The sequence below is a fragment of the methane-oxidizing endosymbiont of Gigantopelta aegis genome, assembly GCF_016097405.1.
Lineage (GTDB): Bacteria > Pseudomonadota > Gammaproteobacteria > Methylococcales > Methylomonadaceae > Methylomarinum.
The window spans coordinates 2,009,436-2,032,668 of the sequence record NZ_JAEHGD010000001.1 but is presented as its reverse complement, the minus strand read 5'-3'; the positions used below and the strand labels follow the sequence as shown (position 1 = coordinate 2,032,668).

The window sequence follows — 23,233 nt, the reverse complement described above, 5'->3', positions numbered from 1 at the left end:
AAGCCTACATTAAGTGTTTTTTATCCATATCAAGTTGTTATGGAATGCCCTCGCCCAATCGCATAATACTGCAGCCCCAGTTTTTCCAGCATTTTTGGCTGATAAAGATTTCTGCCATCAAAAATCACTTTGTCTTTTAAAGTGTTTTTCAATAGCTCAAAATCAGGGCTCCAGAAGTTTTTCCATTCGGTTACGATGACCAAGGCATTGGCGCCTTCAAGCACTTGATCTTGCGATTCCATCAACCTCAAGCCGGCTTTATCGCCATAAATACGTTTGGCTTCGTCCAGTGCTTCTGGGTCATACGCTTGGACCGTTGCACCAGCATCGATCAAGGCTTCCAGAATGACGCGGCTGGGTGCTTCGCGCATATCGTCGGTTTTGGGCTTGAAGGCCAAGCCCCACAATGCAAAGGTTTTGCCGGTTAAATCATCGCCATAATGCTGTTTGATTTTGTTGACCAATACCTGTTTTTGCCGAGCGTTGACATTTTCGACCGCACTGAGCAATTCAGCCTTGTAGCCGACCTGCTCGGCAGTTTTTCCAAAGCTTTGACATCTTTGGGAAAGCAGGAACCGCCATAGCCACAACCGGGATAAATAAAGGAGTAGCCGATTCTAGAATCTGAGCCAATACCATTGCGCACTTGCTCGATATCCGCTCCCAGCCGCTCGGCCAGATTGGATAACTCGTTCATGAAGCTGATTTTGGTGGCCAGCATGGCATTGGCAGCATATTTAGTCAGTTCCGCGGAACGTACATCCATCACGATAACCCGTTCATGACTGCGATTAAACGGTGCATACAAGGCTTTCAACAATTCGGCGGTACGCGGGTTGTCGGTACCGACCACGATGCGATCCGGCTTCATGAAGTCGTCAATGGCCGCGCCTTCTTTCAGGAACTCAGGATTGGATACGACATCAAAATCAATCTCGACACCCCGCTGCTGCTGCACCGATTCAATCACCGCCTTGACTTTATCCGCCGTTCCAACCGGTACGGTGGATTTATCGATGATCACCTTGTAATCTATCATATTCTCGGCAATTGACCGGGCCACCTGCAACACATATTGCAAATCGGCCGAGCCATCTTCATCCGGCGGCGTTCCCACTGCGATAAACTGGAAGACACCATGGTGAACGCCTTCGGCAATATCAGTAGTAAACTTCACCCGGCCAGCCGCCATATTTTCTTTCACCATCGCATCCAGACCGGGTTCGTAAATTGGCACAATGCCTTGATTCAATTTATCGATTTTCTCCTGATCAATATCCACACAGACGACATCGTTGCCGACTTCCGCCAGACAGATGCCGGTGACCAGACCGACATAACCTGTTCCAAATATTGTGACTTTCATTATTGATAGCTGTCCTGTTTTTAAATCTGTTTTTCTCTCGTTCCCACGTTATACGTGGGATTGCCTGTTGTGACGTTATACGTCGCAACTCCAAATCATCACCAATCCCGATAGGCCTTGAGCCAGGCTGTTATGCCCAGGTAATTCTGCGCACTGGAATAACGCCAATGCTAATGTCCATATTCTCCCATCCACTTTACGGGACGCAAGAGCGTCCCGATATGCATTCCCACGTACAACGTGGGAACGAGAAATACTGAAAGCGCTATCGCTGTGTTTTCAAAATACCTTGATAAACCGCTTCATAGCGCGCCACACTGACCGGCCAGTTGCGTTCCTGTTCAACATACTGCCTGCCCTGCTGCCGCAATGCCTCCCATTGTGAACGGTTCTGTAATAATGACAAAACTGTCTGCGCCAAGGCATCACTATTATTCCTCTCGTTCCCACGTTGTACGTGGGAATGCATATTGTGACGTTATACGTCACAACTCCAAACCATCTCCACTCCCGATAGACATTGAGCAAGCCTGTCATACCCAGGTAATTCTGCACACTGGAATAACGCCAATGCTAATGTCCACATTCCCTCGCTTTCGATATTCTCCCACCTACTTTACGGGACGCAGGAGCGTCCGATATGCATTCCCACGTATAACGTGGGAACGAGAAAATGCTGAGCATGCTATCGCTATGTTTTCAAAATACCTTGATAAACCGCTTCATAGCGCGCCACGCTGACCAGCCAGTTGCGTTCCTGTTCAACGTAGTGTCTGCCCTGCTGCCGCAGTGCCTCCCATTGTGAACGGTTCTGTAATAATTCCAAAACTGTCTGCGCCAAGTCATCACTATTATTTGCCTTAAACAAATAGGGGCTGTTGCCGTTTTGAAAATCCCCCTTGAAATTCAATAACTCCGCCACATAGATTGTTTATTTTGACTCAAAAACAAGCAAACTATGCCCCGACAAATGCTTACGGATGAACTTTGGGAGAAACTGAAGATAATTATGTTGAAAATGGGAATTTATGACAAACCTTGTCTTCGAAAAACAGTCGAAGGTATTTTTTATCGCTTGCGAGTAGGTTGTCCCTGGAGAGATTTACCCACGGCTTTTGGTAATTGGAATGCGGTATATAAACGATTCAATGACTGGTCTCGTAAAGAAAAACTGATGGGTATTTTTTAACGCCTTGGTTGTTGATCCAGACCTGGAATGGGAATTTATTGATGGGAGTATTGTGAAAGCACATCAGCATAGTAGTGGTGCGGCCTGTGAACAAGAAACAGCGATAGGGAAATCTGTCGCCGGGAACACCAGTAAAATTCATATGGCCGTTGATGCCTGTGGTCTTCCTATTCATTTCTCAGTGACAGGCGGCGAAGTTCATGACTGTAAAGAAGCACCGAAATTAGTTGCAGAGCTCCCAAAAGGTGACTATATAGTTGCTGACAGAGGCTATGACAGTGAAGCATTACGTCTTCAAATTAAAGACAAAGGGGCTGTTCCTGTTATCCCAAGAAAAAGAATTCAACTCGGGGAAATGATGAAATGGATTGGTGTCTCTACAAATATCGCCATCTCGTTGAAAATGTGTTTGCAAGACTTAAGCATTTCAGAGCGATCGCCACGCGATATGACAAACTCAAACGAAATTTTGAAGGCTCTATCGCTCTGGCTTGCGCCTTTTTATGGTTACCTATGTGAAATGGCAACAGCCCCTAACCATTGCCCCGGTCTTTGATCAATTCTTTATGCCCACCGACATCCGAGGCCACGACCAAGCGCCCTTGCGCCATCGCTTCCAGAGGCTTGAGCGGCGTCACCAGCTCAGTCAGGCGCATCGGCAGGCGCGGATAAACAAAAACATCCACCAGGTTATAGTAATCTTGCACCTGATCATGCGGCACTCTGCCGGTAAAAATAACCTTATCGTTCACACCAAATTCTGTTGCCTTTTGTTTAATCAGCTCTTCTTGCGGGCCTCCGCCCACCAGTAACAACCTAACATCTGGCTGCTGATTTAAAATCTCAGGCAGCGCCTCCAGCAACAAGGGCAAACCTTCATAGGCATAAAATGATCCAATAAACCCCAAAACGGTTTTGTTTGCCAGGCCCAATGACTGCTGTAATTCTGTATTGGCCTTTTCAGCATAGCTGAATTTGCTGATATCGACGGCATTGGGAATGACGGTAATTTTATTCTCTTCGATGCCACGTTGAGCAATATCTTGTCTCAACCCTTCACAAATGGTGGTTATGGCATCAGCCTTGTTGAAGACATGGGTCTCCAGCGTATGAGTCATTCGGTAACGCAAACTCCCTTCGCGGGTAGTGCCATGATCGACGGCTGCATCTTCCCAGAAGGCGCGACATTCGTAGACTAATGGGATATTAAATTTTTTACTTACCTTCAGTGCCGCAAGCCCATTCAAGGCGGGAGAATGCGCATGCAAAATATCCGGCTTTATCTCGGAAATAATTTCATCCAACCGCTTTTCCAACGATTTAACCACAGCCCATTGATTTAACAGCGGTATTTTAGCGATAACCGGATTGATGTTTGGAGAACGGTAAAAATCCAGACCATCGACCGTTTCCTTTGGCTTGCTGAACATTGAGCTGCTTGGCGGAGGTTACATGAAAAGTGCGCCATCCCATATTGCGCTGTTGTTCCAGGATTGCCCGGGTACGAAATGTATAACCACTATGTAATGGTATGGAATGATCCAGAATGTGCAGAATTTTTAAGGATGGCATGGTTTTTGTGTTTTATCAGTGTTGGGTTACGGCTAACGCCTAACCCAACCTACGATATCAAATGAGTTGATTCTATTTTTTAGCCAATTTATAAAGACTTATCTGGGTTGATAGTTTTGATTTCTGTCATGCTTAAACCGGTAATCTCGATAATATCTTCAACAGCCATGCCCTTCGCCAATAATTTACTGGCAACTCGGTACGCCTGTTTCTTTGCACCTTTTTCCATTCCCTCCTCCATTCCCTTTTCTATTCCTTGCTCTATCCCTTTCTCCAAACCCATCACAAAGCTTGGCAGTTTTTCAATTTCTACATGTAACATTTCATACTCCTGCTGAATATCCAGATTCAAATTTCGATTAGTTGCCAGAATTTCCAGCATAGCAATATATTCCCGTAATTGTTGATGATTGCCTTGCGTCATCTTAATCAAACTACGCAATACCTCATGAACAACATCTCGTTTCTCATCACCATCAAAATCACATAATATAGCCATAACCACCGCATCAGGTGTATTACGCGACAAAAAATCACGATAATTTTTCTGATGCATATCAATCACTCGGTACCGATACGAAAGCTGCGCCGTCACGATACCATTTAGCATTTTTAACGGCCCCCGTCCAATGTAAAGTAAATATTGGACAATCTCTTCTCCGGGATATTGCAACCGTAAATCAGTCAGATAGCGCAACATCCGTTCCGGCATGGTCGCGTGGTTTTGATTTTGAATCTCAAGATGCAATATAAATACATTCTGGTGCTTATCAACCACTCTGGCACACAGATCAGCCCGCCGGTCTTCAATCCTCTGTTGTTCGGTTTCCAACAATTCGGCGCTGTCTAATTCCAATTCAAACAGATAAGTCGCGACATCAACCAGAATGCGCTTGAAAATCTGCTTGGAGATAATATCCTTTTCACCCACTTTAATGGCCCGCCTTACCGCTTAGTCGCATCCAGCCTTTTCTGAGCAAATGCGGTATCAACAAGTATAGCGGCATTTTCAACAAGTGTCCGCGGATATATAAAACAAATACCGCCAAACCATTCCACCTGTCCTGACAAGTGGAATGGTTTGGCAAAAGCGCCCGTTTAAACAAAAAATCCATTATTATCCATCTAGTTTCACTGTACTGTTTTGTGACTAAATTTAATATCTGTTCAGGAATGGGTGTTTTCAAAAAATAATAACAATATCGAAGTGCATAAAAAACCGGCTCTTTTAGTCTCAGCTCGGTCGATCTTGATATTAAACTCTTCCAGAATTTCTCATCCTTGCTAAATTCACGAAGTAACAAATCTATATCGCTAATATCCCTGAATCCATGCTCAAACTCTCCGTCATAAAACAAATGGACAGCGCTGTGTATAATCCTGTCAGCAGATGATAAAACCAGCGCCCCCATAAGCGCCAACTTAAGCCATTAAATCATTGATTACGTGTTGAAAAATAAAGGTGTGGCCACCACATAGAGTCTTTTGCCGACAAAAGTGAAAACCCTATGAAAAAGCAGCCACCTCACATAGATACTCGTTTTGAACAATTTGTGCAAGAACTTCCAGAAGATTATCAACAACAAGCCTATGAATTTAAAGCCTTCACGCGTGCGCGCAAGATCCGTTCGCCCTTACAACTGTTACAGTTGGTGATGCTCTACTGTGGTCTGGATTTCTCCTTGCGGAGTTGCGCCGGCGAGGTGGCTCACTTACAGGGCTCACTTAAGTGATACGGCGGTAAAAAAGACTGGCGGCCTGCGTTCCTTGGGTAAAATCCTTGCTATCGGGCGTATTTGGGTTGCATCAGGTGGTTGACAGTGGTTCATTAAGCTTCGTTATTATTGATGGCTCGACCGTGCAGGAACCCGGTGCGACAGAAACCACGTATCGGCTACATATCGCGATAGATTTGATTTCACTGACATTGCGCCAGGTTGAAGTCAGTACGGACAAGATTGGCGAAAGCCTTGACCATTATGTGCTGGAATCGGGCGATGTCGTGTTGATTGATCGTGGCTACAATCAACCGAAGTCGTTGGTGCCTTTTATTGACCGAGGTGGCGATATTGTGCTGCGCTATAACGCACACAGCATGAATTTATACGAGCTTGACGAGCACGGCAAAATGATAAAAATTGACTGGGAAACGAAATTACAACGTCTCGGGAAACAAGCGGGGCTATTCCGGTTTATTTGTGCCATGATACTAAACGAATCGCCTGCACGGTACATGCGGTTCCGTTACCTGCCGAAAAAGCGGCGCAAGCCCGGCGTAAAGCGAAACTCAGAGCGCAGAACAAAGGACGTACAGCCCAGGAAAAAACGCTCTATCTCAGTGAATGGGTCTTAATTTTAACGTCCGTGCCGGTCGAGTTGCTCAGCACCGAAACGGCTGCCGCGCTCTATCGTGTACGCTGGCAGGTGGAATTGGTGATCAAACGGCTGAAAAGCCTGTTGGCGATCAATCAATTACGTGCCCGTAAAGACAGTCAATTGGCCGAATTGTATTTACAGGGCAAACTTCTGTATGCGGTGGTTACGGAAAAGATCGCGCAGCGGTGTTTTACCAAGGCCTTGACGAAAATGGATGGGCCGCGTGCATTGACACCCTGGCGTTTGTATAAAACGATTGCTGAGGACATTAAATCAGGATTGAACGCCTGTTTTCCGAAGCAAGAACGCTTTCAGCGTGATTATTTGAAAAGCGTTAGCGAACGCCCGAGAAAACGTTCGTTGCAGAGTCTACCTGAACCGATTTTGGGAATGATTCGACAATGCAGAGAGCTGGGCGTAAGTCGTGTTTAATCAAGTGGTTGGGGGCTTAAGTTGGCGCTTATGACCAGCGCCCCACCTCTGACGGTTTCGGCTTGCATCCATATTTTTTTCACATCCGGACAGCTCTTGCTGGTTAACGGCACTAAATTATGATGAATATCTAGACTAGTCCCACGCTTAAAATGCCTCAACGGAGGTAATTCATGCATCCATTTCCGGTAATAATATTGATCGTAAGAATTTGTCTTATCAAATAACCACCCTGAAGTAAGAAAAACTTTCTCTACAGCTGCTAATTGTTCACTATTAACCAGAATATCAATATCTGAAAATATTCTACCTCTGGCAGCTTTATTGTTTGCCTGATGATACGCAGATCCTTTTAATAAAACAAAAGGGATATTATTTTTCTCTAATACGTCCTGTATCTGTTTGATTTCCCAGGTTACGGTGTATTCAAACTGTTCAAAATAAAGGATTGCTGATGTTAAATGATTAAAGGGTTGTTGTGGAATTTTGTTCAGCAACTGATGTTCATTCAGCAACAAACCCAATCTTGTTAAAACACCCGCACTGCGTGCCTGACGAATCAATATATCCCATTCACTCAGCTTAAGAGTTAATGTCCTGTCTGGGTGCATCAGAATCTGGATTAGCAAAACATCTTGTGGCGGTATCATTTGCTCGTTTTTTCCACCAATGTTTCAAACAAGTCCATGGCTTCAGGCAAACGACTGTATTCAAATTCAAAACAATCTATCCCGGTAACGAGTGTACATAATACTTCAAAGCCCTGACTTCCTAATACACTATAGTTAAAAGAATTTTGCGCCAATTCCAATACAGTCTCTGCTCTAGACTTTTCAACCAGTTTTGTATCTGCATGGGCTATAAACTGAGGAAAAATAATAGCGTTTGCTTTTGCCCTTCGACAATTATTCATCACGCTTTCTTCAGGCGGCTTTAAGTGCGACACAGTTCCTTTAGCTGTATCGAAAAAAGCATCACCAAATTCAGCTTCTGGTGAAAATTCAGTAATAATATTGATTGATTCATTTTTTAGACTGACCGGCCTGACGACGGGAAGTAATTCCAAGGTTGCAGGATCAATGACTGCCATTTCATCCGACAAAAGCCGCCACCCCGAACACACCAAAGCCGCACACAAGGTACTTTTGCCTGCCCCAGGCTTACCTGGCAATATAATTGCCTGATTGTTTTTTTCTATTACGGCTGCATGCAGAATGAGATACTGATAAGTATAACTAGGGGCTGTTGCCATTTCACATAGGTAACCATAAAAAGGCGCAAGCCAGAGCGATAGAGCCTTCAAAATTTCGTTTGAGTTTGTCATATCGCGTGGCGATCGCTCTGAAATGCTTAAGTCTTGCAAACACATTTTCAACGAGATGGCGATATTTGTAGAGACACCAATCCATTTCATCATTTCCCCGAGTTGAATTCTTTTTTTTCTTGGGATAACAGGAACAGCCCCTTTGTCTTTAATTTGAAGACGTAATGCTTCACTGTCATAGCCTCTGTCAGCAACTATATAGTCACCTTTTGGGAGCTCTGCAACTAATTTCGGTGCTTCTTTACAGTCATGAACTTCGCCGCCTGTCACTGAGAAATGAATAGGAAGACCACAGGCATCAACGGCCATATGAATTTTACTGGTGTTCCCGGCGACAGATTTCCCTATCGCTGTTTCTTGTTCACAGGCCGCACCACTACTATGCTGATGTGCTTTCGATAAAAATACCTTCGACTGTTTTTCGAAGACAAGGTTTGTCATAAATTCCCATTTTCAACATAATTATCTTCAGTTTCTCCCAAAGTTCATCCGTAAGCAGTTGTCGCGGCATAGTTTGCTTGTTTTTGAGTCAAAATAAACAATCTATGTGGCGGAGTTATTGAATTTCAAGGGGGATTTTCAAAACGGCAACAGCCCCTAGCAATACACCAATTCAGGCCCCATTCAAAAAATGGATAGGCTTGTGAGATCGGCAATGGTTTAAAGGGCGCTTTTCCATCACAATAAAATTGTGCCTGAGGCCTGAAGTATTTTCTGTATACCGTAGGTGCAGCGACTTTTATATGAAAATCAAAAAATTGATTTTTATCTTCAATAAGGAAATTATGTTTTGAATACAGCTTTTCAATAGAATCACTCACTAATGAGATATCGGTTTCCAATCGAATCTGAAAAGGCGGAATGGATAAACAAAAGACTTTTACAGGCACAGGCTAAATAATCTCAACAATTCCCAAGCGGCTGAACTGTTCCAATGTCAGGCTCACAAACTCCTGTGCATTATTTTCAAGACCTTGCTGCTCCAGATTCAATCGCCGAATCAGTTCTTCATCTGTTTGGGGGTGAGTCTTAAGTAGTAACAGAAGTTTGTATGCTAGTTCATGAACAATCAACGTTTCTCGAGAAAAACTGGAATAAACAAGGAACTGTTTATCTATTTGCTTGAAAACCACGCCTTCAAGCAACCCAAACTTTGCCATCATAAAATGTGTTTATTTAAACTATGGATATGGATTGACATTGTTATAGCCCGCTAATGTCGATTTAAGAGTATCCATGTTGCTGGTTGAACATGTGCCAGTATTATCAGCAGTAAACGCAGTAGCGACCTGAGTTTGAAGGTTAATAATAGTCACAGGATAACTGGTTCCAAAATGATCCACATTAAGCACACCGGCTATTGCTTCTTTTAATAATGCCAATAATGCTGATGTAAATGTCGCTTCATTTACAGAATTAGCACAATGCTCCGCACCTACTCCAGTTGCGACCGTTGCTGTTCCGTCATATACATCACTAAATGTCACACTAGCATTAAAATAACCATTGCTCCCCAAACCAAAGAAAGTATTAACGATCTCACTGCCTCTAGTGCCCCACTGATTCCTGTTGGCATCCCAATAAGCAGCCGATAATGCAGAGTTATCACACCCAGCAAATGGACCTGATAAATTACCAGACAGCATCCCTGACAATGTACAAGTCACCGCCCAAGCCGGCCGGCTGCTGAAAGACATTAAAACGGGAGCAATCAACCCGGCCTTGGTTAATTTCCTACGATCAATCGACGTTTCAGATTTTTTTAAATCTTTATCCGGATTATTTTTTTTATCGCCCATAATCACACCCTTCAGTAATGAATTCAAAACAATTTACAGTCTATTCGTTTTGCGCTGTAAATAAAATTGTACTTTAGTACACCTATCAACTTATCTCTGCTCATTTTTCAAAAATGATTCAAACATCAACAACGACCAGATCGGTGCGCTGTAATCACGCAGGCCGCTTTGATGCTGATCCACCATTTTTTGCAAAAATGCCTGATCAAACAAGCCGCTGTCGGCCATGGTTTCCCCTAATAATGCGTCTCTGACCTGCTGCTTCAACGGCCCTTTAAACCAACTGCCCAGCGGTACCGCAAATCCCATTTTGGGGCGGTACAAAATATCATTTGGCAAATAGGGTTCCAGCCCCTTTTTAAAAATATATTTGCCTTCCCGATTTTTTAATTTCAAATCCGGCGGCAGGGTAGCAATCCATTCCACCAGCTCATGATCCAGCAATGGCACCCGGACTTCCAGGGCATGCGCCATGCTGGCCCTGTCCACTTTGGTTAAAATATCACCGGGCAAATAGGTTTTGATGTCTAAATATTGTACAAGAGACTGAACATTATCACTAGGCGCTTGTTGCTGATAGCGGCGAAAAACCTCCACAGCCTGATAATTTTGCAATTCACTCTTTAAACGGGAACTGAACAAGGCCGCCCGAATGGCGTTAGAGTTGACAGAAACACTGTGAAAATAACCTTCCAGCGAATCTCGGGCGATCGATTCAAATGTTGATTTAGCCCGGAAAATCTTGGGCGCCCAATCCGCTTTAGGATACACGTTACCTAAAAACCCAAACAACGGTTTACGAATTGCATCGGGCAATATCGAGCGCATTCTGTCTTCATAAGTATGCCAGCGGTAACGTCGGTAACCGGCCAGGTTTTCATCACCACCATCACCGGACAATACCACTGTCACTTGCTTTTTTGCCAATTCACAAACCCGATAGGTCGGCAAGGCAGAACTGTCAGCATAGGGTTCATCATAAAGCCCGGCCAGCTTGTCAATCAGCTGAAAATCGTCGGGATCAACCTGTTCAACACGATGTTGGGTGTGATAGCGCTGTGCCACCATTTGCGCAAACTGCGATTCATTGAATTTGGGATCGCCAAACGAAATGGAACAGGTATTGACAGGGGATTCGGAGTTTTTCGCCATCATCGCCACCACGCCGCTGGAATCTACACCCCCGGATAAAAAGGCCCCCAATGGCACATCAGCCATCATGCGGATTTTGACAGCCTCTTCAAAACGAGCCATCAAATCTTCCGCAACTTCCTCTTCAGCCCCATACTGCCGCTCCGTAAAGCGGACATCCCAGTATTGCCTGGGCTGCCAATCAGTCTGCCCCCGCTTGATGGTCAAACTATAACCCGGCTCCAGTTTATAAACATTTTTGTAAATGGTTTTAGGATCAGGGACATAACCAAAACCAAAATAATCCTCAATCGCCGTCGGTTCCAGCTCCTGTGGGAAATCAGGATGAACTTTTAATGCTTTTAATTCCGAAGCGAAAATAAACTGGCCATTTTTCAATTCAGCATAAAACAGTGGCTTGATACCCAGTCGGTCGCGCGCCAAAAACAGGCTTTGTTTTGACTTATCCCAAACAGCAAAGGCAAACATGCCGCGAAATCTATCGACACAGCCCTCACCCCAAGCCAACCAGCCATTTAAAACCACTTCGGTATCACAATGTGTTTTAAAGGCATAGCCTAGTTGCTCCAGTTCCTTGCGTAAGGCTGGAAAATTATAGATTTCGCCGTTATAGGTCAGAACCACCTGATTATCATCGCTACGCATCGGCTGCTGGCCGCTGCCCAGATCAATAATCGATAACCGGCGATGGCCAAGCCCCACCCCGGGGTCGGTATAAAGCCCTCCTTCATCAGGCCCGCGATGAAACTGAACTTCATTCATGTCGTTCAGCAATTTTCGATTGATTTCCCGACTTTCGGCCAAATCAAAGATACCAACAATTCCACACATTAATCATTCCTTTCCAAATCTAAGCTGAAACCGCGTCATATACGGCTACATAATTATCGACCATCACTTGCAATGAATACTGTTTCTGTACTTTTTCCAAGGCTTGTTGTCCATGCCGTTGTCGTTTTACTGGATCATTAACATAGTCCAGCAAAGCATTGGCCATGGCTTCATTATTTTCTTTTTCCACCAACAAGCCAGTTTCCCCTTCATCAATCAATTCCGTATTTCCCCCTACCCGGGTCGCCACCACCGGCAAGCCTGTCGCCATTGCTTCCAAAATGGTATTGGAGATGCCTTCTGCTTTTGACGGCAACACAAAAATATCCAGTCGCCGCATGATTTCAGCAATGTCATTACGCTGCCCTGGCAACCAGGCCAGTTCTGCAACTGCTTTAGATTCCAATAGCCTAATAGCCTGGTCTCTAAGCGGCCCATCACCAATGATAATCAAGCGTACATTGGCCTTTAATTCCGGTTGTTTTTCCAACAATCGAATAAATGCCCGCACCAAGGTCAATTGATCTTTGACCCCATGCATACGCCCGACACTTCCAATATAGATGAATTCTGAATTAAAGGACAAATCACAGCCGGGTAAGGGTGTTTTTTGTGACACAGGATAAAATTTTTCTGTGTCAACACCATTACAAATACGCACTATTTTTTCAGAACTAATACCCACCTTATCTCGCAAATAATCTTCTAAATGTTGTGATAACGGGATAAATTTATCGATAAGCGGACTTAGAAAACGCCTCAACTGTTGATACTTTTTATTATTACCATCCGGGTCAAATACATCCCAGCCGTGTTCTCCATGAATACGATGTTTGACACCCGCAAACCAAGCTGGCACTTGATATTCAATCGCGGCTAGATTTCGCGTGTGTACAATGGCCGGCTTGATTTGTTTTAACAGGCGATACATTCTGAGGTACGCACCAAAATCATGCCCTTCTTTTTTATGTAGCTCATAAATAGCGACATTTTGTTTTTTAATACGCTGACAAAAATCGGTCGAATTTTTAATGCAAATAATCGTATGCCGGTATTTTTCCTCGGGCATGGTATTGATTAAATTGACTACGCCATTTTCCAGCCCGCCAACACCTAAGCTGAAAATCACATGTGCAATCAAAGGTGGCTCGTTTAATTCGCTCATAAATCCCTAACATTCCACTCTCAAATTTAGCACATTTGGACAAAAAAGAAATTCCAGCATCTCAATTTAGCTATTAGCGCTACTGTATGCCTTATGAATCAAGCTTTAAAAGAAGCACAATAATAATCAAACTGAGAAGAAATGAAACACCTTGCCAAAAACGCGTTGGGTTTCGTTCCAGCAAAGGGGGGCGCTCCTGGCTGATCAGTTTAGGATTAGGGTGACGCAAATCATAAATAAATTCAGTAATTTCATCATAGCGCTTTTCAGGAAAGATTTGCACGGCTTTCCTAATAGCCCCATCTACCCAAACAGGGATGGCTTTATCTTCATCAATAACAGAAACATAGGAAAGCCGTTTTTGTTGTAATCGAGTCTGAGATCGTGCCACTCCAGCACCATAAGGCAAGCGCCCACTTAGCATTTCATACGCTATCACGCCTAAAGAGAATAAATCGGACTTTTCTGTGCCCAGTTCACCTAAAAAGTATTCAGGGGCCGTATATTGTGCAGTGCCGAGAATTTCTTCTTCTAAAATAAAGTGATTTATTTCCATCAGCCCTGCGACTCTTACAGCGCCAAAATCAATGATTTTAACGGTGCCCTGCTGATCAATCATTATATTTTCCGGCCTGAGGTCTTGATGAAGCATATCTAGCCGATGAAAGGCTTGCAGTCCTTTAGCAATTTGCTCGATGATCTTGCGTACGTGCTCTATGTCTGGGTTCGGATGATCTAACATCCATTGCCGCAAGGTAATGCCGTCAATATATTCCGAAACAGAATAAAGATAATGTCGCTTTCGGGTTTGATCGCACGCTTTTAGCACATGTGGACTGTGAATCCGTCGAGCAACCCACTCCTCTAATTGAAAGCGCTCAAGCTGTGCGGTATTTTGCCGCATTTCGCTAGAAGGTAGTTTTAACACCATCTGACGGCCATTATCGGTATCTTTGACAAGATAAACCTGGCTACGGTGTGAAATGTGAATCTCCCGCAAAACCTCATAACCATCAAAAGTCATGCGAGGTTGAATATGCGGGGGAAAAGGCAGTGTCGTCAAGTCTTCTAAACGCGCTTTTTCATCTCGTTTGGGAGCGGTGTGGATGTGACAAAAAATAGCCGTCAAGTTATCCTCGCTACCCTCTTGGTACGCTTGTTCTAACAAGCATTGCGCAACCGTTTCGGGCTGATTGTGTTGAAACTGTGTTTGCAGTGTTTTTTCGGCTAAAAATTCATAGATGCCGTCAGTAACTAACAAAAAACTATCCCCCGTCATATAGGCTATGCGGTGATAATCAATTTCGACAGAGTCGTTAACGCCTAAAGCACGACTGAGATAACTTTTTTTTGCGGAAATAATTTTGCGATGGTCTTCGGTGATTTGCTGAACCTCGCCTTGATGCAAATAATAAACCCGCGCATCACCAATATGAAAAATATGCGCCTCATCGCCTTTTAAGATAACGACTGTAAAGGTACAGACATATCCTTTGTCTGGGTTATAACGGTGGATGCTTTGGCGAGATTGACCATAAAGCCAGGCATTGAGCGCTTTAATTACAGTGGTAGCAGACTTTTTGACTGACCAAGACTCTGGCGTGTCATAGTAGTCATTTAAAAATCCAGAAACAGCTGTTTGACTGGCCTCTTGACTCACAGCACTACTGCTAATTCCATCAGCCAGCACAAGAGCAATACCTTTAGTGGTCAAATAAGGCTCTTTAGGACTCGACACGGCGCAAGCATCTTGGTTGATGGATTTTCGGCCTTTATCTGAAGCTGTGGAAAAGGAGACTTTTAATGACATAATCATCGTTTTCCCTGCCAACTGCCCTTGCCCGATTTTATCATCAACCTGGCAAGAGCATTTATGTACATTTTTAGCGTTTTAGTTTACGCTCTGGACTGGTTTTAACATGCGTGTAATAAAGAGGCATTCCCACAAATAACAAACCGCCAACCAGGTTTCCTAAGGCGACAGGAAACTCATTCCAAAGTAGATAATCCATTACCGTAAAATCCCCTCCCATAATTAACGCAAATGGGAACAAGAACATGTTTACGATCGAATGCTCAAATCCCATAAAGAAGAACAACATAATTGGCATCCACATCGCCCAGATTTTCCCAATGGTATCGGTGGTAATCATCGCCGCAACAACCCCCATTGAAACCATCCAGTTACAAAGCATGGCACGTATAAACACGGTAAACCAACCTGGAGTACCGTGAGACTGGTAACCGATGGTTCTGAGCTCACCAATACGACTGACTTTTTCGGCAATGGCACCACCCGGCGTCGTAAACCCAAAGGTAAAGATATAAGCCATGATAAAAGCGACGATTAGGGCACCGATAAGATTGCCGAGCGCAACTAATCCCCAATTACGCAATACTTGTTTGAACGTCACACCTGGGCGCTTATCCAACCATGCTAATGGCACTAAAGTAAATACGCCTGTCAACAGATCGAACTTCATTAAGTAGAGCATAATAAACCCTACCGGAAAGAGTACCGCGCCAAGAAGTGGCGACCCCGTTTTCATTGCAACAGTGATGGCAAAAACGGCAGCTAAAGCCAAGATAGCGCCTGCCATAATGGCACGAATCAAGCTATCTTTAGTGGACATATAGACCTTTTCCTCGCCCGCATCGACCATTTTTTTTACGAACTCGTTAGGTTCCAAATAAGACATAATTTCCTCTCTGATTTTGAATAGTTAAAGCCTTAGACCTTAATGATAAGCAAAATCAATACCAGAAAACAAACTATGTTACCATTCAGTGAGATACTCGTTTTCCTTTGGTTTTTGTTACCCATTCTCATCACGCTGTGCACCAACACAGAAACATCATGAACGATTATGGTTCATGACACTGAAAAAACTATTTGTATTCTTTACTTTTGTGCTAAAAAGCAATCTTTTGCCATGCGCTCTTTTTACGATCACGGCCAGATAGGATAAAATGCCCGCTTTTTAGCAAGGCTAACCATGAATTTGACCGCTATCTATCCGGGTACTTTTGATCCCATTACCAACGGACATCTGGATCTGGTCGCACGCGCTTCAAAACTCTATGACACGGTCATTGTTGCGGTTGCTGAAAGTCGCGGCAAGGCACCATTATTCACAGTGACCGAAAGAGTGGAACTGGTTCGTCATGTGACGGTCGAATTCCCTAATGTAGACGTGATCGGTTTTAACAATCTTCTGGTTGATTGTGCTAAAGCACATAACGCCGATGTAATTTTACGGGGGTTGCGTGCTGTATCGGATTTTGAATATGAATTCCAACTAGCCAGTATGAACCGCAGACTTTCTCCTGAGCTGGAGACGGTTTTTTTAACCCCGGCGGAACAATACGAATTCATTTCATCCAGTATGATCCGTGAAATCGCTAAATTAAACGGCGATGTTTCCGATTTTGTCCCCGAACGGGTCAAACAACGTTTACACGAAAAATTTACCCAACTTAAAGAGGACTAAACATGTCATTATTGATTGATGATGAATGTATCAACTGCGATGTTTGCGAACCTGAATGCCCAAATGGCGCCATTTCTCAAGGCGATGATATTTATGTCATCGACCCTGAGTTATGTACCGAATGTGTCGGCCATCACGACACCCCGCAATGCGTGGAAGTGTGCCCTGTCGATTGTATTGACAAAGACCCGGCGCATGTCGAAAATCATGATTCGCTGTATCAAAAATATTTAAAACTCACAGCTTAAAACACTGATTACTGGGCCAGATCAACGCTGACCCAGTAATCATTCCTGCCAAAATGTCGTAAAAATAATTTTCAGCTACACTTGAAAATTATTTTCCATTTACGTCCTCGTTATGCCCAGTTTAAATCTAACACCGCAACAACTTGCCGAACAAGTGAATCATTTATTCACCCTACCGGACATCGCATTACGCATTAACTCACTCTTGAAGCACAAAAGCACAACGCAAGCTGATCTCGAAGCCGTTATCGAGAACGACCCAGCACTCGCCGCGCAGTTACTCAAGCTTGTCAACAGCAGTTATTACGGGTTTCCTCAAAAAATTGACAACCTCGCCCGTGCTATCACCATTATCGGCCACAAAGACTTACAAATTCTGATTATGGCAACCGCCGTTGTCAAAACATTCAAAGGCATTCCTGAGTCACTCGTCGACATGAACACCTTCTGGTTCCACAGTGTGACCTGTGCTGTCATTGCCAGACTATTAGCCAAACAGCTTAAAATAACGAATAACGAACGCTTTTTTATTGCCGGTTTACTGCACAGCATCGGAAAAATGATGTTTTTCACCCAATACCCCGCCCAATCAACAGAAATTTTGAAGATTAAGGAACGAGGCGTTAAAGCGATACAACAAGCTGAAATCGACACCTTCGGTTTTACTTATGCCGAAGCAGGCGCGGCATTGTTGGAAAAATGGCAACTGCCGCAATCCATTTGGAAAATGATCGCCCACCATTTGCAACCACTCGATTCTGATGGATCAGTGGAAGATGCCTGCTTGCTAAATGTTGCCGCGGACATGACCGATAAACTTGAGCCTTGTGCAAAAGTTGATCTGGGTATCGAAGAGCCGGATATTGATTTCAACAAACCCGCTTACCGATATTTACAATTACACACCGAACAAACCTCAGAAATTATTCAGGATGCCATTTTTGAAAGCTTCGAAATTTTAAGTATTCTTCGCCCGGAGGCGGCACAAATCTTTTAACTTTTCTGCCATAGCTTCACCCACGCTGGCATAAAGCGACAACAATACTGGAATCACCAATAAAACCAATACGGTAGAAAACATCAATCCAAATGCAATCGATGTCGCCATCGGAATTAAAAACTGAGCCTGCAAGGATGTTTCAAACAACAGCGGCAACAATCCTGCCACCGTGGTCAATGAGGTCAACAAGACCGCACGAAAACGCTGACACGCCGCTTCAACCAACGCCTCATTCACCGTTACACCTTGTTTAACCAAGTTTTGATAGAAACTGACCAGAATAATCGAATCGTTAATCACGATACCGGACAAGCCAAACAAACCGAATAACGATAGAATCGTCAGATCAATCCCCATCAGCCAATGCCCCAATAAAGCGCCAATCAAGCCGAATGGAATCGCGGCCATTACCACCAGTGGCCAGCCATATGAGGCAAAAACGCCTGCCAAAATTAGGTAAATCAATAATAAGCCTATCCATAACCCCATACGCATATCGGCCAGGGTTTCTGCCTGATCGGCACTGCGCCCGGCAAATGCGTAATGAATACCGTATTTTGCAGCCAACGCAGGTAAAACAGTCCGCTCTAACTCATTGATGATTACATTGACATTATTGATTTTGCTATCGACATTCGCTGTGACTTCAACGGCCAAGTGACCATCGCTGTGTTGCAGCTGCTGATAGCCCCGCCGGATACGAAATGTCGCGACATTATCAATCGGCACAGAGATATTATCAGGCAACCGAATTTCCAGTTGAGACAGGGCCGATAATCGCTCTGTCTGCACATCCGGCAATTTTACCCGTACACTGACTTCATCCAACCCGTCTTGAAACAACTGTACCTGTTTGCCATCAAATGCGGTTCGAAGTTGTTCGCCAAGATCTGCCAATGTCAGGCCAGCCATTTCTCCAGCCGGTTTCAGACTGAAAATGTATTGATTGCGCCCAAACGGCAAATCATCTTGTATATCACTGACGCCAGGAACCGTTTGCAATGTATTAGCCAGTACCAATGCAGCTTGTTTTAACACTTCGGCCTGATTACCCACCAGGCGTATGGTCAAATCACGCCCAGGAGGGCCTGCCAAACGGCTGGAAACGGTAAACACGTCGAGCCCCGCCGGTTGTATGACCCGTTTTTTCCAGGCGCTTATAAAATCTTGATTCCGCACATCGCGCACATCAGATTCAGTGAGCTCCAGTATCATAGAGGCCAGATGGTCGCCCGTCCCTGCCGCCTTGCCATTATTGGAAATCCCACTACCGTGACGACTGATAGTTTTTAACAGTAGCGGCGCATCGGGTGATAAATCCTGTGCCGTTTCTGCCAGCGTCGTTTCCAGATGCTGCAAGAAATCATTGACACGCATTTTCGGCGTGCCGGGGACAAAACCAATGTTGACGAATAAAATAGTCATTTCAGGGGAAGGGAAAAAACGAAATTTAACCCGTTGCCCGGCCACCAATCCTATGCTCATCAGCAATAAAGCAATCACCAGTGCCAACGCTAGTGCCCGGTTTTTCAGGGTTAAGCTAATAAATCGTCTTACCTGATTATCTTTGAAGGCTTCAAAGGTCTGATTAAAACGCTTGTGCCAGCCTGGTTTTTCTTCATGCGGCATATGCTGAAAAGAATGGCGCAAATGGCCTGGCAAAACCAAAAAGCTCTCAAGCAAAGAGGCTAAGATCACCGCACAAATAATCAGCGGAATATCAAATAATATTTTCCCTGTCGGGCCACCAACTAGCATCAACGGAATAAATGCGGCTACTGTGGTCAATGATGATGCCAACACTGGCGCAAACATTCTGCGTGCGCCACCTTCGGCCGCCTTGAGCGGGTCTTCCCCGTGTTGATAATAGGTCAGCGCATCCTCACCTACAACAATGGCATCATCCACAATAATTCCCAATGCCATAATCAGGGCAAACAGGCTAATCATATTGATACTGCCACCAACCGTGTACAAAATCAGTAAGGTAGCCATGAACGATACCGGAATGCCGACAGCGACCCACAATGCCACGCGCGGGCTTAAAAACAAATACAAAATAGCCACCACCAGCACCAGTCCACTGATACCATTTTTCAACAACAAACTGATGCGGTCTTTGATATTTTTCCAATTTTCTTCATAAACATACAAGCTCATCGATGGCGGTAATTCCGCCTGTGCCGCAGTCAACCAGGATTTGAAAATCCTAGCCGCCTTGAATGCATCACCGTTATCCGATATTTTCAAGATCATTTCCACCGCCGGTTTATCCTCCACCGTCAGGGTAACGCCACCCTTTTCGTCTTGCCGTTTAATGACGGCCACATCGCCGAGCATGATATGCGTCGTTTCATCAGTAATTAACGGAATGCTAGCAAAGCCTTGCGTGGTTCTGCGTTGTGACATGCCGCGCAATTCACTGACCTGTTCACGCTCACCAAAAGTACCCGCCGGAATATCCTGGCTTTGTTGATCAATACGCTGGGCAATCTGCGTTAAACTCATATCCAGGCGTTGCAGCGTTTGATGTTCGATCTCAATGCTAATTTCCTGATCGGGCAACCCATTGATATCGACTTTATTGATACCCAGATCCAGTAATTGTTGTTCATATTGATGCGCTAATTTACGTAAATCCGTAGCATTACCGCCATACAGCAAGATTCTTGCAACCTGCTCATAGCGCATCAGATGAATCACCTGCGGTTGTTCGGCATCGCTGGGTAAATTCTGAAACTCATCGACCTGTTGTTTCACCTGATTCAGGATTTCGATGGGGTCGGTATATTCTTCAAGTTCCAAGCGAATAAAGGCCAACCCCGGCGAGGATGTCGAGGTCATTTCCCGGATTTGATCGACCGAACGCAGCTTCATTTCCAGCGGCACTGTAATCGATGCAGCCACATCTTCGGCACTAGCCCCGCGCCAGGAAATGCTAATGGTGATGTAATCGAGGTCGAATTGGGGGAAATAACGCACATTAAGCTTTTGCAGCGCCACCACGCCACCGATGACCATAATGATCATCAATAAATTGGCTGCCACTTTATGATGGGCGAAAAAACCAAGCAAATCAGATCGTGTCATCCTATCAGGGCCAAATCGTTTGCGGAAAAGACGCCATATTAAAGGATATGCCGTAAAATACGCAATTCAACCGACAAGTTAGAAACACTTATGACCGACTACACGCTGTTTGCCACGACACCCAAAGCCATAGAAAACCTGTTACATAATGAAATCATCGCGCTCGGTGGTCTAAACACACGCCCAACCCTGGCCGGGGTTGCCTTTGAAGGTACTCTGGAAACCGCTTATAAAATCTGCTTATGGTCCAGAACCGCTAACCGCCTGTTGTTGCAACTGGCCCAGTTTGAGGTGCATTCACAAGATGACCTGTATCATGGCATCAAACAAATCAACTGGTTTGAACATTTAAAACCCGACGGCAGTTTTGCGGTCAATTTTAATGCCAAACACAGTAAGGCCATCACCCATACCCATTTTGGCGCCTTAAAGGTCAAAGACGCGATTGTCGACCAAATGCGCAGCAAATTTCATAAACGCCCGAGTATCGATACCCAAACCCCGGATATTCGCATCAATGTTTATTTAGAGGGTACGCAAGCGACATTAAGCCTGGATTTATCCGGTGACAGCCTGCATAAACGCGGCTATCGTGACAGCCGAGTCCCTGCACCCATTAAGGAAAACCTTGCGGCAGCGATTTTAATCCGCAGCGGCTGGCCCGAAATTGCCCGACAAAACGGCAGCCTGATTGATCCAATGTGTGGCTCTGGCACCTTTTTGACTGAAGCGGCGATGATTGCTGCCGATTATGCGCCAGGACTGCTGCGCTCGTATTACGGTTTTCTGGGCTGGAAAAAACACGATGCGGCTTGCTGGCAAACCTTACTCAATGACGCCAGGCAGCGTAAAACCGCAGGACTTGAAAACATGCCGGTCATCGTCGGCTTTGACCATAATCGCCAAACAGTTGTCAGTGCCTTGCAGCATGTACAAAATGCCGAACTGGCATCATTCATTCATGTCGAAAAACGCGATATTCAACAAGCAAAAGCAGCGACAAACTGGAAACCTGGCTTATTGATTTGTAACCCGCCCTATGGCGAACGACTCGGCGATACAGTGCAAACAGCCGACCTTTATCGTCAGTTTGGTGAGGTGCTGAAACAGCATTTCTGCGGCTGGCAGGCCGCCATGATTATCAGCGACCCGGAACTGGGTTTTCGCTTAGGCGTACGCTCCAAAAAACCAATCACCTTCTTTAACGGCGCACTGGAATGTAAATTGCTGCGCTTTGATATCCATGAAAAAGCCTTTTTTACGCCAAAAGCTAAATCTCAGGACGAACGCTTAAGCCAAATCCAGCACGACAGCCAATCACAACAGGCTGAAATGTTCGCCAACCGGCTCAAGAAAAACCTAAAAAAAATAGGCAAATGGGTCCGGAAAAATCAAATCAACGCCTACCGGGTTTATGATGCAGATTTGCCTGAATATGCGGTCGCCATTGATTTATATTACGCGGATACACTCAGAGTTCATGTGCAAGAATATGAAGCGCCTAAATCGGTATCTGAGCAAAAAGCCAATCAACGTCTGGCTGGAATTCTGGCCGAAATTCAAAATGTCTTGCAAATTCCTACAGAAAAGGTGTATTTGAAAATTCGCCGAAAACAAAAAAGCAGCCAACAGTATCAAAAACAGGCCGAAACCGGCCACTTTTATCCGATTGAAGAGGCGGGCTGTCAGTTCTGGGTCAATTTTGAAGATTATCTTGATACCGGCCTATTTCTCGACCACCGGCCACTGCGGCAGATGATTCAACAACAGGCGCAAGGCAAGCGCTTTTTGAATCTGTTTTGTTATACCGCCACCGCCAGCGTTCATGCCATTAAAGGCGGCGCGCGGGAATCGGTCAGCGTCGATATGTCAAATACCTATCTGGACTGGGCTAAACGTAACTTTGAACTGAATCAAATCAATGGCAATCATCAATTGGTTCGAGCCAATTGCATGGAATGGCTGGCGCAACAGGCTCAAGACAAACAAGCGGAAAAGTTTGATTTGATCTTTCTTGATCCACCAACCTTTTCTAATTCCAAACGCATGGATAATGTGTTTGATATCCAAGCCGATCATGTCCAACTGATCAAACTAGCCGCCCAACTGTTATCCGGCAACGGTGTACTGTATTTTTCCACTAATTTCCGCCGTTTCAAGATGGACCACGACGCATTAACCAACCTACATCTCAAAAA

The 23,233-nt window shown here is 44.7% G+C and carries 20 protein-coding genes and 4 pseudogenes; 7 read left to right on the top strand and 17 right to left on the bottom strand.

The window, feature by feature from the left end:
* Positions 1-29 precede the first annotated feature (29 nt).
* The 3 genes and pseudogenes from JEU20_RS10215 to JEU20_RS10205 all read right to left on the bottom strand — a co-directional run bounded on the left by JEU20_RS10215 (position 30) and on the right by JEU20_RS10205 (position 2,276).
* A pseudogene (locus tag JEU20_RS10215) lies at positions 30-1,366 on the bottom strand (UDP-glucose dehydrogenase family protein).
* A 265-nt stretch (positions 1,367-1,631) separates the two neighbouring features.
* Positions 1,632-1,772 carry a glycosyltransferase gene (locus JEU20_RS10210; RefSeq protein ID WP_214657303.1) on the bottom strand — a complete coding sequence of 47 codons (141 nt, stop codon included), beginning with the start codon at positions 1,770-1,772 and terminating at the stop codon, positions 1,632-1,634.
* 285 nt (positions 1,773-2,057) lie between these two features.
* On the bottom strand, positions 2,058-2,276 hold the full coding sequence (locus JEU20_RS10205) for a glycosyltransferase (protein WP_198245547.1): 219 nt from the start codon (positions 2,274-2,276) through the stop codon (positions 2,058-2,060).
* 48 nt (positions 2,277-2,324) lie between these two features.
* Here JEU20_RS10205 and JEU20_RS10200 point away from each other — a divergent pair.
* Positions 2,325-3,074, top strand: a pseudogene (locus JEU20_RS10200) (IS5 family transposase).
* Between the two features lie 17 nt (positions 3,075-3,091).
* Here JEU20_RS10200 and JEU20_RS10195 read toward each other — a convergent pair.
* The 3 genes and pseudogenes from JEU20_RS10195 to JEU20_RS15935 form a co-directional block, all read right to left on the bottom strand.
* Positions 3,092-4,127: pseudogene (locus tag JEU20_RS10195) on the bottom strand (TIGR04063 family PEP-CTERM/XrtA system glycosyltransferase); the annotation flags it as partial.
* Between the two features lie 88 nt (positions 4,128-4,215).
* Positions 4,216-5,058 carry an RpnC/YadD family protein gene (locus JEU20_RS10190; protein ID WP_198245543.1) on the bottom strand — a complete coding sequence of 281 codons (843 nt, stop codon included), beginning with the start codon at positions 5,056-5,058 and terminating at the stop codon, positions 4,216-4,218.
* 1 nt (position 5,059) lies between these two features.
* Entirely contained in the window at positions 5,060-5,539 is a 480-nt protein-coding gene (locus JEU20_RS15935; RefSeq protein ID WP_214657302.1) for a nucleotidyltransferase family protein, read from the bottom strand.
* Positions 5,540-5,635: 96 nt separating this feature from the next.
* Between JEU20_RS15935 and JEU20_RS15255 the strand changes: the two genes are divergently transcribed.
* Together JEU20_RS15255 and JEU20_RS15250 are read left to right on the top strand one after the other, a co-directional pair.
* Positions 5,636-5,860 carry a hypothetical protein gene (locus JEU20_RS15255; protein WP_198245627.1) on the top strand — a complete coding sequence of 75 codons (225 nt, stop codon included), beginning with the start codon at positions 5,636-5,638 and terminating at the stop codon, positions 5,858-5,860.
* A 463-nt stretch (positions 5,861-6,323) separates the two neighbouring features.
* Positions 6,324-6,935, top strand: coding sequence for a transposase (locus tag JEU20_RS15250; RefSeq protein ID WP_245395069.1), 612 nt, complete (start codon positions 6,324-6,326; stop codon positions 6,933-6,935).
* On the opposite strand, the gene JEU20_RS10175 is transcribed toward JEU20_RS15250, so the two are convergent.
* The 10 genes and pseudogenes from JEU20_RS10175 to JEU20_RS10135 form a co-directional block, all read right to left on the bottom strand.
* Positions 6,932-7,585: a nucleotidyltransferase family protein gene (locus JEU20_RS10175; protein ID WP_198245539.1), complete on the bottom strand. Its 654-nt coding sequence runs from the start codon at positions 7,583-7,585 to the stop codon at positions 6,932-6,934. The two genes, JEU20_RS15250 and JEU20_RS10175, sit on opposite strands and share 4 nt — an antisense overlap.
* Positions 7,582-8,259, bottom strand: coding sequence for an HprK-related kinase A (locus tag JEU20_RS15245; protein ID WP_425356710.1), 678 nt, complete (start codon positions 8,257-8,259; stop codon positions 7,582-7,584). Before JEU20_RS15245 ends, JEU20_RS10175 begins: the two co-directional genes overlap by 4 nt.
* A pseudogene (locus JEU20_RS10170) lies at positions 8,189-8,770 on the bottom strand (IS5 family transposase). Before JEU20_RS10170 ends, JEU20_RS15245 begins: the two are co-directional and overlap by 71 nt.
* A gap of 55 nt (positions 8,771-8,825) precedes the next feature.
* The gene (locus JEU20_RS10165; RefSeq protein ID WP_214657301.1) at positions 8,826-9,080 is read right to left on the bottom strand and encodes a hypothetical protein; all 255 of its coding nucleotides are present in this window, start codon (positions 9,078-9,080) and stop codon (positions 8,826-8,828) included.
* A 72-nt stretch (positions 9,081-9,152) separates the two neighbouring features.
* On the bottom strand, positions 9,153-9,404 hold the full coding sequence (locus JEU20_RS10160; RefSeq protein ID WP_214657300.1) for an HPr-rel-A system PqqD family peptide chaperone: 252 nt from the start codon (positions 9,402-9,404) through the stop codon (positions 9,153-9,155).
* 36 nt (positions 9,405-9,440) lie between these two features.
* Positions 9,441-10,058 carry a hypothetical protein gene (locus JEU20_RS10155; RefSeq protein ID WP_198245533.1) on the bottom strand — a complete coding sequence of 206 codons (618 nt, stop codon included), beginning with the start codon at positions 10,056-10,058 and terminating at the stop codon, positions 9,441-9,443.
* A 90-nt stretch (positions 10,059-10,148) separates the two neighbouring features.
* Positions 10,149-12,041, bottom strand: a complete 1,893-nt coding sequence (locus JEU20_RS10150) for an XrtA/PEP-CTERM system amidotransferase (protein ID WP_198245531.1) — start codon at positions 12,039-12,041, stop codon at positions 10,149-10,151.
* A gap of 19 nt (positions 12,042-12,060) precedes the next feature.
* A complete protein-coding gene (locus JEU20_RS10145) occupies positions 12,061-13,206 on the bottom strand; it encodes a TIGR03088 family PEP-CTERM/XrtA system glycosyltransferase (protein ID WP_198245529.1) in 1,146 nt (381 codons plus the stop codon).
* 91 nt (positions 13,207-13,297) lie between these two features.
* Complete coding sequence (locus tag JEU20_RS10140; RefSeq protein ID WP_198245527.1) at positions 13,298-15,022, bottom strand: bifunctional protein-serine/threonine kinase/phosphatase; 1,725 nt, start codon at positions 15,020-15,022, stop codon at positions 13,298-13,300.
* Between the two features lie 67 nt (positions 15,023-15,089).
* Entirely contained in the window at positions 15,090-15,905 is an 816-nt protein-coding gene (locus JEU20_RS10135; RefSeq protein WP_198245525.1) for a formate/nitrite transporter family protein, read from the bottom strand.
* A 297-nt stretch (positions 15,906-16,202) separates the two neighbouring features.
* Between JEU20_RS10135 and coaD the strand changes: the two genes are divergently transcribed.
* The 3 genes from coaD to JEU20_RS10120 all read left to right on the top strand — a co-directional run bounded on the left by coaD (position 16,203) and on the right by JEU20_RS10120 (position 17,942).
* Positions 16,203-16,697 carry a pantetheine-phosphate adenylyltransferase gene (gene coaD / locus JEU20_RS10130; RefSeq protein ID WP_198245523.1) on the top strand — a complete coding sequence of 165 codons (495 nt, stop codon included), beginning with the start codon at positions 16,203-16,205 and terminating at the stop codon, positions 16,695-16,697.
* A 2-nt stretch (positions 16,698-16,699) separates the two neighbouring features.
* Complete coding sequence (locus JEU20_RS10125) at positions 16,700-16,945, top strand: YfhL family 4Fe-4S dicluster ferredoxin (RefSeq protein ID WP_198245521.1); 246 nt, start codon at positions 16,700-16,702, stop codon at positions 16,943-16,945.
* Positions 16,946-17,099: 154 nt separating this feature from the next.
* Positions 17,100-17,942 carry an HDOD domain-containing protein gene (locus tag JEU20_RS10120; protein ID WP_198245519.1) on the top strand — a complete coding sequence of 281 codons (843 nt, stop codon included), beginning with the start codon at positions 17,100-17,102 and terminating at the stop codon, positions 17,940-17,942.
* On the opposite strand, the gene JEU20_RS10115 is transcribed toward JEU20_RS10120, so the two are convergent.
* Positions 17,904-21,035, bottom strand: coding sequence for an efflux RND transporter permease subunit (locus JEU20_RS10115; RefSeq protein WP_198245517.1), 3,132 nt, complete (start codon positions 21,033-21,035; stop codon positions 17,904-17,906). The two genes, JEU20_RS10120 and JEU20_RS10115, sit on opposite strands and share 39 nt — an antisense overlap.
* Before the next feature lie 90 nt (positions 21,036-21,125).
* Here JEU20_RS10115 and rlmKL point away from each other — a divergent pair.
* A partial coding sequence (gene rlmKL / locus JEU20_RS10110) for a bifunctional 23S rRNA (guanine(2069)-N(7))-methyltransferase RlmK/23S rRNA (guanine(2445)-N(2))-methyltransferase RlmL (protein ID WP_198245515.1) occupies positions 21,126-23,233 on the top strand: 2,108 nt, incomplete at its 3' end.